We start from the raw sequence: 12,162 nt of genomic DNA, 5'->3' as shown, positions 1-12,162 counted from the left end.
GCCGAACAAATTTTGAGAAAACCCCCAAGCCTATCGGCTTGGGGGTTTTCTGCGTTGTACTACGGTGATCCGCATGAGTGATTTTTCGGTACGGGGGATACAGGCCCAGGAGTGGGGCGCGGTCAAGGCGCTGCGGTTGCTGGCGCTACAGGATCCGATGGCGCCGCTGGCCTTTCTGGAGACGTACGAGCACGCCGTAGAGCAGCCGGACTCGTTCTGGCAGGAGCGGGCCTCCCGGGCCGGCGAAGGGGCGCTCGCGGTGCGGCAGTTCATCGCCGAGACGGAGGACGGGGTGTGGGTGGGGACGCTCACGGTCCTGGTCGAGGCGGCGGGGACGGTCGACTGGGCCGGGTATCCCGTCGAGCATCAGCAGGGGCATGTCGTGGGCGTGTACGTGCGGCCCGAGTGGCGTGGGGGTGAGGTGATCCGGGGGCTGTTCGACGCCGCGCTGGAGTGGGCGTGGGAGCACGGGTTGGAGCGGGTGCGGCTCATCGTGCACGAGGAGAACCTGCGGGCGCAGGGCGCGTACCGGAAGTTCGGATTCGTGCCGAGCGGGGTGACGGTGGCGCTGGAGGCGGCCCCCGGGGAGTCCGAGCTGGAGTTCGTGCTGGACGGACCCGGCGGGTCACACCGGTAGTTCGTGGTGCGGCCAGCGGGCCCTGGCCTGTTCACGGGAGCGGAGCAGGGCGAGCGTGGGCAGGCCGCGGTCGGCTCCGGTGGTGAGGAGCTCCGGGAGCTGGGCGAGGGGCGCCACGGCCGCGATGTCGTCGAGGACCAGAGTCAGTGGTGGGTCGAGGCGACCGGAGGATGACCGTTCGGCCATGCGCCGGCCGCGCTCGACCACGCTGGAGACGAGGGCCGTGAGGAGGGGCATCGCGCCGGGACGCGCCCTCGGGTCCTCGATGGATTCGCCGACCACATAAAGCGTTCCCCCTTCGTCCACGAAGGAATCCAAGGCGAGGGCATCACTTCGGTTTGGAGTGCATGCCTCGCGGATGTTGACCGTGGAGAGGGCGGAGAGGGCACGCGTCGTCAGTTCGTGGGCGATGTCGCGGCGTTCGGGGTACGCGGTGAGGGCCGCTTCGAGTTCGCCGGCGGAGCCGGGGGCGGCCTTGGGGTGGGTGCGGAGCGTTCTGACCGCTTCCTGGATGCCGGTGCCCTGGGACCAGCGGTGGAGGTGGCGGATGGTGCGGCCGTCGAGGGCGGCGGCGTGCAGGTAGCTGCGCAGGAGGGTCTCGGCGGTGTCGTGCACCGCCTGGTCCAGTCGGGCGGTGGGTCTCACCGGTGTGAGGAGGGCGGTGGCTCTGGCGGCTGCCGTAGCCTTGTCCTCGCAGCCCGCCGTGGGGGACCAGTGGAGGCGGGACGGGGTGTCGCAGAGGTGGGTGGGGTCGTAGAGGTGGAGCGGGCCCAGTTTGGCTCTGGCGTCCTTGGTGTCCTGCCAGAGTGTGGGGTCGGAGGTGACGACGAGGGCGGGGCCCTCGGCGTCCCGGACCGCCTGGGCGGCGGTCGTGTGGCGGGTCGCGGGTGGGGCGTAGTGCACCGCGCCCTCGGTGCGGGGTGCTTCCCACCCGCCCGCAGGCTCGGCCTTGGACAGGGAGGCGGGCGGCGCAGTCGGCAACGCCTCCAGCAACGGCTCCGGTTTCGGCTCCGGTTTCGGCTCCGGGTTCGGTTCGGTGCGGGGCGTCGGTACCTCGTCGGCCGCCGGGGTCTCCCTGGTCGCGGTGGTGTCGTACGCGCCCGCGCGCTTTCTGGCTCGTACGGCCTTCCATCTCGCCAGTGTTCCTATGACGAACACGGTGAGGACGAAGAGGATCATCAGCTGGCCGATGAAGAGGCCCCAGAAGAGGCCGTAGCCCGGGAGGCCCGATGTGTTCGCGTCGGGCCAGGCGCCGGGGATGTCGTGGGGCTCGGAGACGAGGTGGCGCATGGCCAGGGGGGTGCGGGAGAAGGTGACTCCCGTGGGCCAGGCGCCGTGGGTGAAGAGGGCGGCCAGGCCCGTCGCCGTCCAGACGAGCAGGGTGATGCCGAGCAGGAACGCGAGTATGCCGACCAGGAGGCCGTCGGGGATGCCGCCGGCCTGGCCTTCGCGGCCGGGGGTGCGGTCGTTGCCCGGTCTCATGGATGCCCCCGCCGTCTATGCCACCGTCGACTCGGACGAGCCGTCCAAGTCGGCCAGATGCTGTTCCATGAAGGCCGCCGCCCGCTGTTCCTGTTCCAGTTCGGCGGCGTGCAGGGCGTCGTCGGCGGCCAGGTGGTCGGCCGACGACTCCGTCATCGCGCGGTCGGTGAAGACCAGGGGGCGTTCCGTCTCGGTGACCAGGTGCTTGACCACCTGGACATTGCCGTTGACGTCCCAGACCGCGATGCCGGGGGTCAGCGTGGGGATGATCTCCACCGCCCAGCGGGGCAGGCCGAGGACGCGGCCCGTGGACCGTGCCTCGTCCGCCTTCTGGGCGTAGATCGTCCTGGTCGACGCCATCTTCAGGATCGCCGCGGCTTCCTTCGCCGCGGCTCCGTCGACGACGTCGGACAGGTGGTGGACCACCGCGACGAAGGAGAGGCCGAGGCGGCGGCCGAACTTCAGCAGGCGCTGGAACAGCTGGGCCACGAACGGGCTGTTGATGATGTGCCAGGCCTCCTCGACCAGGAAGATGCGCTTCTTCCGGTCGGGGCGGATCCAGGTGTGCTCCAGCCAGACGCCGACGATCGCCATCAGGATGGGCATGGCGATGGAGTTGCGGTCGATGTGGGACAGGTCGAAGACGATCAGTGGGGCGTCGAGGTCGATGCCGACCGTCGTCGGGCCGTCGAACATGCCGCGCAGGTCGCCGTCGACCAGGCGGTCCAGGACCAGGGCGACGTCCAGGCCCCAGGCGCGTACATCGTCTATGGCGACGTTCATCGCCTCCGCCGACTCCGGTTCGGGGTGGCGCAGCTGCTCGACGATGTCGGTCAGGACGGGCTGGCGTTCGACGATGGTCTCGTTGACGTAGGCGTGGGCGACCTTGAGGGCGAAGCCCGCGCGTTCGTCGAGGCCGTGGCCCATCGCCACTTCGATGATGGTGCGCAGCAGCGCCAGCTGGCCGGTCGTGGTGATCGACGGGTCCAGCGGGTTCAGGCGGATCCCGTGGTTCAGGGCGGCCGTCGGGTCCAGGCGGATGGGAGTTATTCCCAGCGCCTGCGCGATGAGGTTCCATTCGCCGACGCCGTCCTCGCCCTGTGCGTCCAGGACGACGACCTGGCGGTCCCGGAAGCGGAGCTGGCGCAGGACGTAGGTCTTCTCCAGGGCCGACTTGCCGTTGCCGGACTCGCCGAGGACCAGCCAGTGCGGGGCCGGGAGCTGCTGGCCGTACAGCTGGAAGGGGTCGTAGATGTAGCCCTTCCCGGAGTAGACCTCGCGGCCGATGATGACGCCGGAGTCGCCGAGGCCGGGGGCGGCCGTGGGCAGGTAGACCGCCTGGGCCTGGCCGGTGGAGGTGCGGACGGGCAGCCGGGTCGTCTCGACCTTGCCGAAGAGGAAGGCCGTGAAGGCGTCGGTGAGGACGGACAGCGGGTCCCGCATGTGATGCCCCTACCTTCGGATGCCGGTGGCGAACGGGAGCGTGTTCACGAACGCGCGGTGGTGCTCGCGGTCGCACCACTCCAGCTTCAGGTACGACTTGCCCGCGGACGCCCTTATCGTGCGCTTGTCGCGGGCGAGCGCCTCGGGGTTGCGGGAGGAGACGGTGATGTAGCCGACCAGGTTGACGCCGGCCGCGCCGGAGGCCAGGTCCTCGCCGCGCTGGTCGAGGCGGCCGTGGGCGGCGACGTCGCGGGGGTCGACGGTGCGGTTCATCTTGGCGGCGCGGCTGGCCTCGGCCTCGTCGTTGGTCTTCTCGGTCAGCATGCGCTCGATGGCGATCTCGGTGGGTTCGAGATCCATCGTGACGGCGACGGTGCGGATGACGTCCGGGGTGTGGACCAGGAGCGGGGCCAGGAAGTTGACGCCGACGGGGGTCATCGGCCACTCCTTGACCCAGGCCGTGGCGTGGCACCAGGGGGCGCGGGTGGACGACTCACGGGTCTTGGCCTGGAGGAAGGTGGGCTCCATGGCGTCCAGTTCGGCCGGCCAGGCGTTGCGCCGGGTCATCGCCTGGAGGTGGTCGATCGGGTGGTCGGGGTCGTACATGGAGTGGATGAGTGAGGCGAGGCGGCCCTGGCCGAGGGGCTGGCGGACGCGGATGTCCGCCTCCTGGAGGCGGGAGCAGATGTCCGTCAGCTCGCGGGCCATGACGACGGCCAGGCCGGCGTCGCGGTCCAGTTTGCGGCCGGCCTGGGGGCGGGCGGCGCGGGCCATGGCGTGCGCCTCGGCGGCCAGTTCACGGTTGAAGTGCATGCAGGCGACGAGGTAGGCGCGGTGCTGCTCGCTGCTCGTCGACACCATGGACTGCAACTGGTCGTAGGACGTCTGGAGCCAGGGCCGGGCCTTCTCGTCGCCGCGCTGGGTGACGTCCTTGGCGTGGGCGTCGGGGTCGGCGGGGAGGGTGCGGGCGAGCATCTGGAGGCGGGTGACGAAGCCGTCGCCGTTGGCCACGTGCTTGAGGAGGGTGCCGAAGCGGTCGACGAGGGCTTCCTGGTCCTCGCTGTCGCGCAGGCCGACGCCGGGGCCCTCGATCTCGATGGCGGCGGTCACGGTACGGCGGTCCGCGTGCAGGAGTACGGCGATCTCGTCGGGGCCGAAGGGGGCGGCGAGCCAGTTGATGCGGCCGATGCCCGGGGGCGGGCCGATCTCGATCTCCTCGCCGCCGATGCGGGTGCCCGCCTCCATGACGCCGGAGCGGTACGTGGTGCCCTGGCGGAGGGTGCGCTTGTAGCTGCGGTTGATCTCGAACCACTTGTAGAACGTGCGGTGCTTGTACGGCACGTAGACCGCGGCGAGCGCGATCAGCGGGAAGCCGGTCAGCAGCACGATGCGCAGGGAGAGGACGGGGACGAGCAGTCCGCACATCATGCCGAGGAACGCGCCGACGATGATCAGCGCGATCTCGCCGCTCTCGCGGTTGCGGCCGACGATCGCGTTCGGCCGGGCGCGGCCGATCAGATAAGTGCGGCGGGGCGAGATCGCGTGGGACACATGGGCCACGTGGGAATCCGTCGTCAACGCCCTTCACCTCCCGTGCGGTTGTTGCGGGCGTTGCTTGCGTGCGGTGAGTTCGCCGTGCCGCTCGTGCGGGGCGCGGGTGCGGCGGAGGGGACAGATCCGCCGCCTCCGTTCGAGGTGCGCGAGCTGTGCGCGGCGACGCCTCCGGAGGCCGGGTTGGCGGGGCGGGCGCCACTGGAGGCGGTTCCGCCGCCGTTGTTGTCGGCGCGGGTGCTGTGGGTCTTGATGCCCTGGGCGACGAGGGTCGCGGGGGAGCTGATGACGGCGGCGGCCTTGCCCTCGGCGCCCTGCATGATGCGGTTGTTGCGGGAGCCGGCGATCTCGTCGCCGAAGCCGGGGACGAAGCGGTAGATCATCGCGCTGGCGAAGATGGCGAGCAGGATGATGGACAGGCCGGAGACGACGGCGGAGAAGGCGTTGGGGCCGTCGTCGGCGGAGAGGGCGCCCGCCAGTCCGAGGACGATCACGATGACCGGTTTGACCAGGATGACGGCGATCATGATGCCGGCCCAGCGGCGGACGTGGCTCCACAGGTTCTTGTCGACCAGACCCGCGTAGACGACGGTGCCGAGGAGGGCGCCGACGTAGAGCAGGGCGGCGCGGATGACCAGCTCCAGCCAGAGGACGCCGGCGGCGAGGATCGACACGAGGGAGACGACGATCAGCATGATCGGGCCGCCGCCGATGTCCTCGCCCTTCTCCAGGGCGGCGGAGAACGTGCCGAAGAACGTGTCGGTCTGGTCGCCGGTGGCCTTGGCGAGAACCTCGGTGATGCCGTCGGTGGCCGATACGACGGTGTAGAGGATCAGCGGGGTGAAGGCGGAGGCGAGGACCGTCAGCCAGAGGAAGCCGACGGCTTCGCCGATGGCGGTGGGGAGCGGGACGCCCCGCACCGCCCGCTTGGCGACGGCCAGCAGCCACAGCAGGAGGGTGAGGACGGTCGAGGCGGCGAAGACGACGGCGTACTGCTGGAGGAACTTGGGGTTGGTGAAGTCGACGTTCGCCGTGCTCTTCACGGCCTCGCTGAGCTTCTCCACGGTCCACGCGGCGGCTTCGGCGCAGCCCTTCGCCAGGGAGGAGAGGGGGTCGAGGGTGTCGGATACGCCGGGGTTGGTCGTGGTGCCGGAGTTGGCGTTGCCCCGCTCGCAGTACTTCTTGGCCTCGCCGGAGATCAGGCTGCAGTCGAGGGTGTCGGTGGGCGTGGGCGTCGCCGAGCCCGAGGAGGACGGGGTCGGGTCGGGCGACGGGGCCGCGAAGGCGCGGGTGGCCAGCAGCACGGCGGAGGTCTGGACGGCCGTGACGACACCGGCGAGCCTGAGCAGGCGGCGCGGGTTACCGGGCATACGTGAACCCTCCGTACTCCTCGATGGCCTTGCTGATCTCGTCGGAGGTGGCGGCCTGGTCGTCGCCGGGGACCGGGGCGGGGCCGCCCTTCTGGGTGTCGGCGGTGATCTTCCAGTCGCCGTCGGCCCAGCTCAGGTCGAACGTCCAGGTCTTCCAGGACGAGGTGACCGGGTCGGTCGAGTTCGTGCCGGACATGCCGATCAGGCCGAGGTACCAGACGGCGACCTTGGCGGTGTTGTCGGAGTACGCCTGGACGGTCGTGCCCACGGGCACCACGCGGGAGACGAAGGTGTTTCCCGTGGGAGCGTCGCCTTCGGCGTCGAGGCCCATCTTGGCGAGGAAGTCGGCCGAATACGCCTGGTCCATGGCGCTCTGGAGCGAGGACGCCGCGGTGGTGGTGTAGATCGTGTCGACCAGGGTGTGTCTGCTGTCCTTGCGGAACATTCCGGTCGAACCCAGGGCCACGGCGTAGTTGGCGGCCGCCGACTGGACGCCCTGCCGGCTGCGGGCGAACCCGGCCGGGATGCCGGCCTTCTTCGTCTTCACCGGCTCCCTGCCCGTCGCCGCCGTGGACGTAGTCTCCGGCTTGCCCGCGTCCTCGCCGGTGGTGGCGGAAGGTGAATCGTCTCCTCCGCGGTTCGCGAAGGCGATGGCCGCGATGAGGAGGACGACGACGCCGACCACCGTGACCAGGCTCCGGGAGGAGGAGCGGGCGGGGCGGCGGGCGCCGCCGTAGGGGTCGCTCTCGGGCAGCCGGACGCGGGTGCCCGTGGGCTCGCCGTAGTCGTCGTGTTCGTCGCCGGGAGTCATGCCGCGGACGCCCCCTCGATGCCGTACCGGAACGCGTAGAAGTACGACGGTAGCCGTGCTGGTTCCCGCGCGGGCGCGGTGTGGTGACTCGACATCAGGGAAACGCAACCTCAGCCGGTGGGCACGACGGGTGGGTGGGGTGGAGGGGGCCGGGAACGGGTTCGGGTGTGCCCGGACGGGACCGACGGGACACCCGGTGGACGAGAACCCGGCTAGATGGCCATGCCGTACACGATCGTGAAGAGCGTGCCGAGCGAACCGATGATGAAGACGCCCGTCAGGCCGGCGATGATGAGGCCCTTGCCCTGTTCCGCGCTGAAGGTGTCCCTGAGGGCCGTGGCGCCGATGCGCTGTTTGGCCGCACCCCAGACGGCGATGCCCAGACAGAGCAGGATGGCTACGGCCATCACCACCTGGATCATCGTCTTCGCCTCGTTGCCGAGGCTGCCGAAGGGGCCCCAGTCCGGAGCGATCCCGCCGATGATGGTGTTGATGTCGCCCTTGTCGGCCGCAAACAGCATGTAAGTCACCGCCCCTGGTGGGTAGTTCCGCGTGTCCTCTGCGGTGCACAGAGGTCAGGCCTCATTGTCGCCGACAATGACGCCGTCTCATGTCGACTTGGCGGCATTGATGAGCGGGATTCGTATGAATGTCTCGTACGGTTACTCTGTGTATCACGGCCGGTCACGCCGGGCAATGAGGCCGGAGCGGAACCTGGGTGTGGTCCCGTCGTTGACCCACTTCACGGCTCTGGGCCGTTTCTGACGGCCGGTCGGGTGAGCGTCCGTCTTCATGTTCTCCGATGGTCTCATGGCGGCGGTGGGCGTACGGAGGGGGAGTGAGGGGGCGTCAGTCGGCGAGAGGCGTTCGGGCCCTGCGGGGTGCCGTGGCAGGATGCCGCGATGAACGCGTTCCCGCCTGTACCTCCTGCTGTTCCTCCCGGCCGAATGAACGGGGCCGAGCAGCCCGTCCTCGCACTGGCGGTCGACGGGCTGGAGCTGAGGCCCTGGCGGGCCGCCGACGCGGGTGCGTTGCTGGCGGCCGCGGGCGACCCGGGGATCCGGCAGTGGAATCTGCTGACCGTCCCCGACCGGGACGCCGCCGAGCACCGGATCGCGCGCATGCGCGAGCGGTGGCGGGCGGAGACCGGCGCGATCTGGGCGCTCGCGCCGGTGGACGGCGGTGAGGTCGTCGGGCTCGTCGGCTGGAACGACGTCGATCTGGCCGGCGGCGGCGCGGAGATCGTCTACTGGCTGCTCCCGCCGGCGCGGGGGCGCGGCCTCGCCGTCCACGCGGTGGAGCGGCTGACCCGGTGGGCCTTCGACGACCTCGGCCTGCACCGGCTGCGCCTGTGCCACGCCGTGGCCAACGAGGCGTCCTGCCGGGTGGCCGGGAAGGCCGGGTACGTCTACGAGGGCACGATGCGGGGCGCGTTGCTGCATGCGGACGGGTGGCACGACCAGCATCTGCACGCGGTGGTGCGGGCCGGGTGAGAGGCCTCAGCCCAGTTCGACGCCTTCCACGAAGTGGTCGAACTCGCCCGCCTGGACGCCGAGGACGAAGGCGTCCCACTTGCGGCGGTTCGTGGTGACGACGTTGTCCGGGTCCCTGGTCTCACGGAGGTAGACCGGGGCCTCGCCGTCGTCCCCCTCGCCGAAAGCGATCTCGATCCAGGGCCCCGGCCCGGTCGCCTCCGGCGGGGCGGCGCGGATCCAGGTGAGGTCCGGGGGGACGTCAGACATGGGGGGCGTCCATTCTGGAGGGCGGCGCAGGGGGCCGAGGAGTCGGTGATCGGAGATCTCATGCCCACCGTAGCCCCGTCCCGGTCCTGCGCCCGGAAGGTGCTGTGGGTCGAGTGCCGGTAGCGTGAGGAGCGGCATCCGACGTTTCTCTCACCTTTGTGGGACACAGTGGGCCCGATGAAGCGAAACGCCCTGCTCGGTGCGGTCGTGCTGCTGGCCGTCACCTCCGCCTCCGAGGCGGCCGCCGACGGCGGGCCCGGGCCGCTCGGCGTCACCGTGGTCGCGGCGGCCACGGCGGAGTCCGCGCGCGTCGGGGCGCTGTTCGGGTCCGCCGGCCTCGACGGCGGTCACTTCTGTACCGCGTCCGTGGTGCACTCCGACCACCGCGACCTCCTCGTCGGTGCCGCGCACTGTCTGGAGGCGGGGGACGACTTCTTCTTCGTGCCGGGGTACCGGGACGGGCGGGCGCCCTACGGCGTCTGGAAGGTCTCCCGGGTGTTTCTGCCCGACGGGTGGGCTTCCGGGCGGGACGAGGACAGTGACGTGGCGTTCGCGGCCGTTCGGGCGCGGGCGGGGAAGCGGGTCGAGGACGTCGTAGGAGGGAACCGGTTCGCGGCGGGGACGGCGACCGGGGCCACCGCCGTGACCGTCACCGGGTATCCCGACTCCCGGGAGGTGCCCGTCCGTTGCACCGACCGGGCGGCCGCGCACAGCCGTACCCAGCAGCGCATCGACTGTCCCGGCTTCACCGGCGGGACCAGTGGCAGTCCGTGGGTCGACGGGGACGGGCGGGTCGTCGGGGTGCTCGGCGGGCACGAGCGGGGCGGGGCCACGGCGGACGTCTCGTACAGCGTGGTCCTGGGCGCGGAGGCCGCGAAGCTCTACCGGCACGCGGCCTCCGCCGCCCGGGACGCCCCCTAGGGGTCACGTGACGCGGTGGACCAGCTGGGTCGTCAGTTCGTAGCGTGCGCCGACGACCGCCAGTTCGCCCGTGGAGATCTTCGCGGCGAGGTCGGGCTCGGCGGCGAGACGGGAGCGGACGGCTCGTATGTTGGCGTCGATGGTGGAGTCGACGCGGGCGTCGCCCTCCTTGCTGCGGTCGATGTTCGGGGCTATCCGGTCGGCCAGGTACTGGATGTGCGCGGGCAGCTTCTCGCCGGTCAGGTCCGCCTGCACGGCCGCCTTCACCGCACCGCACGACTGGTGGCCGAGGACGACGACCAGGGGGATGTCCAGTTCGAGCACGCCGTAGGCGACGCTGCCGAGGACGGCCTCGTCCAGGACCTCGCCCGCCGAGCGGACGGTCATCAGGTCGCCGAGGCCCTGGTCGAAGACCAGCTCGGGCGGTACGCGGGAGTCGATGCAGCCGAGGATCAGGGCGAAGGGGTGCTGAGCCGTCGTCAGGGTCCGGCGGACGGCCGGGGACTCGTCCGGGTGCCGTTCGCGGAAGGTGCGCCAGCGGCGGTTGCCGTCGGCGAGTTCACGCAGGGCCTCCTCGGCCGTGGCCGGGCGGTGGCGGGATGCGGTGGGCCGTGGGGAGGCGGACGCGGGGGCCGTGCCGAGGGCGAGGCCGCCCAGGGTCGCGGCACCGGCGAGGCCGCGCAGCAGGGCACGGCGGGCAGCGCTGTGGGGGGTGTCTTCAGTGATCACGGCGGGAACGTATGACCGAACCCCGGGCCCGGCGCCGGGGTTGCCGAATCATGGCCGTGGATGGGGATCACGGGGGTGATTGTTGGGGGGTGCTTGGCGTGGATCGGGGGCGTCCTTGACCGGCCGCCGGTCGCCCGTCGCCGGCGTCAGCCGTCGGTCGCCAGCGGTCAGCCGTCGGTCGCCGACTGCGGGCCGCCGGTCCTGGGCCGCCGGTCGGCCGTCGCCCGTCGGTCGTCGTCGGCTCAGCTGTCGAACCACACCACGAGCCGGACGTTCTCCCCGCCGTGCAGTTCCGCGAGCGTGCGCATCACGGTCCACACCGGCGCCCAGTCACCGTCCTCGGGCACGGCGTCGCGACGGGTGAGCCGGGCGACGCGGAAGAGGCGGCCGTGCTCCGTCCACGCGTCGCCCTCCGGCCGGCCGTGGCCGGGGCGCAGCCGCTTGCCGACCCGGGTCCAGCCGCCGTCCGGGGCGGGGGCGTACTCGTGGACCCGGCCGTCCACCTCCGCCGCGGGTTCGTCCCAGTCGACGCGCGCCAGCTCCGGCCAGCCGATCCAGGTCGTGTCGTGGGCGCCGGACACCCGCTCCTCCCGGATGCGCCGGGTCTCGGCCGACACGTCGTCCGGGAGACCCCGTCCCGCCGCGAGCGGGCGGAAGCCCGCGTGGTTCCGTACGCCGAAGAGGCAGCCGAAGGCGTCGTAGTCCCGCTGGTCGAGCAGGAACCTCAGGTCGACGGCGGCACCCCAGCGCACATGCCGCGCGTCGAGGAGCCCGGAGGTGGGCCGGCACTCGACGACGCCGTTGATGTCCGTGCCCATGTCCCGGTCCGTTCCCTCAGCTCAGTCCGCGCACGACCAGGAACAGCACCCAGCCGGCGATCAGCGACAGGCCCACGTAGGCGAGGGGGCGCTGGAGGATCGGCTTGCCGGGGTGGAGGGTGGCGGGGGTCGGGGCGGGGTGCGGGAGCTTGGCGATCTTGAAGTGTGCGTGGACGTTCGCGGCCAGGGTCAGCCAGCACAGCAGGAACAGGGACATCGGGCTGAACCAGCCGCCCGCCAGGGTCTTCGTGGTCATCTGACGGTGGATCGCGGTCGCGCAGGTCCGGCACAGCGGGCCCTGCGCCTTGTCCGTGCGCATCGCCACCAGCAGCCCCGTGTGCTGCCGGATCGTGACGTCCGCCGCCGCCGGGAACGCGCCGCACACCCGGCAGCCGGGGGCGCCGGGGGGCACGGAGGCGCCCGGACCGTACGCCGGCTGAGGCTGTCCGTACGCCTGGGCCGGCGCTTGGGGCGGTCCCTGGACGTGGGGCTGGGCCGGCGGCTGGGCGTACGGGCCCTGCTGGGCGTATCCCGCGTAGGCCGGATGCTGCGCCCCGTTTGGCGCGTAACCCCCTTGCGGAACCGGCTGGTTGGGCTGAGCCGGGTGCTGCGGGGGATAAGGGGTCGCCACGTGCGGTTTTCTCCTTCTGCATGATCA

Annotated in this window: 13 protein-coding genes; 3 read left to right on the top strand and 10 right to left on the bottom strand. The window is 71.4% G+C overall.

Annotation, left to right across the window (positions count from 1 at the left end; genetic code table 11):
* The first annotated feature begins 73 nt into the window (after window positions 1-73).
* The gene (locus tag IE275_RS37620) at window positions 74-637 is read left to right on the top strand and encodes a GNAT family N-acetyltransferase (RefSeq protein ID WP_189717159.1); all 564 of its coding nucleotides are present in this window, start codon (window positions 74-76) and stop codon (window positions 635-637) included.
* On the opposite strand, the gene IE275_RS37615 is transcribed toward IE275_RS37620, so the two are convergent.
* The 6 genes from IE275_RS37615 to IE275_RS37590 form a co-directional block, all read right to left on the bottom strand.
* A complete protein-coding gene (locus tag IE275_RS37615; RefSeq protein WP_189717158.1) occupies window positions 626-2,119 on the bottom strand; it encodes a type IV secretory system conjugative DNA transfer family protein in 1,494 nt (497 codons plus the stop codon). The genes IE275_RS37620 and IE275_RS37615 overlap by 12 nt on opposite strands.
* 15 nt (window positions 2,120-2,134) lie before the next feature.
* Complete coding sequence (locus tag IE275_RS37610) at window positions 2,135-3,562, bottom strand: ATP-binding protein (protein WP_189717157.1); 1,428 nt, start codon at window positions 3,560-3,562, stop codon at window positions 2,135-2,137.
* Between the two features lie 9 nt (window positions 3,563-3,571).
* Window positions 3,572-5,113 carry an SCO6880 family protein gene (locus tag IE275_RS37605; protein WP_373299369.1) on the bottom strand — a complete coding sequence of 514 codons (1,542 nt, stop codon included), beginning with the start codon at window positions 5,111-5,113 and terminating at the stop codon, window positions 3,572-3,574.
* A 23-nt stretch (window positions 5,114-5,136) separates the two neighbouring features.
* Window positions 5,137-6,483 (bottom strand): hypothetical protein, encoded by a 1,347-nt coding sequence (locus IE275_RS37600; RefSeq protein ID WP_189717155.1) that lies wholly within the window; start codon window positions 6,481-6,483, stop codon window positions 5,137-5,139.
* Complete coding sequence (locus IE275_RS37595) at window positions 6,473-7,294, bottom strand: DUF8175 domain-containg protein (RefSeq protein ID WP_189717154.1); 822 nt, start codon at window positions 7,292-7,294, stop codon at window positions 6,473-6,475. The genes IE275_RS37600 and IE275_RS37595 overlap by 11 nt, the downstream gene beginning before the upstream one ends.
* 212 nt (window positions 7,295-7,506) lie before the next feature.
* Window positions 7,507-7,815, bottom strand: a complete 309-nt coding sequence (locus IE275_RS37590; protein WP_030795368.1) for a DUF8827 family protein — start codon at window positions 7,813-7,815, stop codon at window positions 7,507-7,509.
* A 426-nt stretch (window positions 7,816-8,241) separates the two neighbouring features.
* On the opposite strand from IE275_RS37590, the gene IE275_RS37585 reads away from it, so the two are divergent.
* Entirely contained in the window at window positions 8,242-8,787 is a 546-nt protein-coding gene (locus IE275_RS37585) for a GNAT family N-acetyltransferase (RefSeq protein ID WP_229871013.1), read from the top strand.
* 6 nt (window positions 8,788-8,793) lie between these two features.
* On the opposite strand, the gene IE275_RS37580 is transcribed toward IE275_RS37585, so the two are convergent.
* Window positions 8,794-9,036, bottom strand: coding sequence for a DUF397 domain-containing protein (locus IE275_RS37580; RefSeq protein WP_189717152.1), 243 nt, complete (start codon window positions 9,034-9,036; stop codon window positions 8,794-8,796).
* 177 nt (window positions 9,037-9,213) lie between these two features.
* Here IE275_RS37580 and IE275_RS37575 point away from each other — a divergent pair, with 177 nt between their 5' ends.
* Entirely contained in the window at window positions 9,214-9,957 is a 744-nt protein-coding gene (locus IE275_RS37575) for a trypsin-like serine peptidase (protein ID WP_189717151.1), read from the top strand.
* 3 nt (window positions 9,958-9,960) lie between these two features.
* Here the strand turns inward: IE275_RS37575 and IE275_RS37570 are convergent, their stop codons facing one another.
* From IE275_RS37570 to IE275_RS37560, 3 genes are all read right to left on the bottom strand, one after another.
* The gene (locus IE275_RS37570) at window positions 9,961-10,686 is read right to left on the bottom strand and encodes a carbonic anhydrase (RefSeq protein ID WP_189717150.1); all 726 of its coding nucleotides are present in this window, start codon (window positions 10,684-10,686) and stop codon (window positions 9,961-9,963) included.
* A 242-nt stretch (window positions 10,687-10,928) separates the two neighbouring features.
* Entirely contained in the window at window positions 10,929-11,504 is a 576-nt protein-coding gene (locus tag IE275_RS37565; protein ID WP_189717149.1) for a DNA-3-methyladenine glycosylase, read from the bottom strand.
* Between the two features lie 16 nt (window positions 11,505-11,520).
* Window positions 11,521-12,135, bottom strand: coding sequence for a hypothetical protein (locus IE275_RS37560; protein WP_189717148.1), 615 nt, complete (start codon window positions 12,133-12,135; stop codon window positions 11,521-11,523).
* Window positions 12,136-12,162: the final 27 nt, after the last annotated feature.

Source organism: Streptomyces phaeofaciens, assembly GCF_014648915.1.
In the GTDB taxonomy this organism is placed as follows: domain Bacteria; phylum Actinomycetota; class Actinomycetes; order Streptomycetales; family Streptomycetaceae; genus Streptomyces; species Streptomyces phaeofaciens.
The sequence above is the reverse complement of the archived record's forward strand: the minus strand, read 5'-3'. Positions and strand labels throughout refer to the sequence as shown.

Bases quoted from the DNA above. Each gene is read 5' to 3' on its own strand.
- IE275_RS37620 (WP_189717159.1), top strand. From the start codon at position 74: ATGAGTGATTTTTCGGTACGGGGGATACAGGCCCAGGAGTGGGGCGCG.
- IE275_RS37615 (WP_189717158.1), bottom strand. From the start codon at position 2,119: ATGAGACCGGGCAACGACCGCACCCCCGGCCGCGAAGGCCAGGCCGGC.
- IE275_RS37610 (WP_189717157.1), bottom strand. From the start codon at position 3,562: ATGCGGGACCCGCTGTCCGTCCTCACCGACGCCTTCACGGCCTTCCTC.
- IE275_RS37600 (WP_189717155.1), bottom strand. From the start codon at position 6,483: ATGCCCGGTAACCCGCGCCGCCTGCTCAGGCTCGCCGGTGTCGTCACG.
- IE275_RS37595 (WP_189717154.1), bottom strand. From the start codon at position 7,294: ATGACTCCCGGCGACGAACACGACGACTACGGCGAGCCCACGGGCACC.
- IE275_RS37590 (WP_030795368.1), bottom strand. From the start codon at position 7,815: ATGCTGTTTGCGGCCGACAAGGGCGACATCAACACCATCATCGGCGGG.
- IE275_RS37585 (WP_229871013.1), top strand. From the start codon at position 8,242: ATGAACGGGGCCGAGCAGCCCGTCCTCGCACTGGCGGTCGACGGGCTG.
- IE275_RS37580 (WP_189717152.1), bottom strand. From the start codon at position 9,036: ATGTCTGACGTCCCCCCGGACCTCACCTGGATCCGCGCCGCCCCGCCG.
- IE275_RS37575 (WP_189717151.1), top strand. From the start codon at position 9,214: ATGAAGCGAAACGCCCTGCTCGGTGCGGTCGTGCTGCTGGCCGTCACC.
- IE275_RS37565 (WP_189717149.1), bottom strand. From the start codon at position 11,504: ATGGGCACGGACATCAACGGCGTCGTCGAGTGCCGGCCCACCTCCGGG.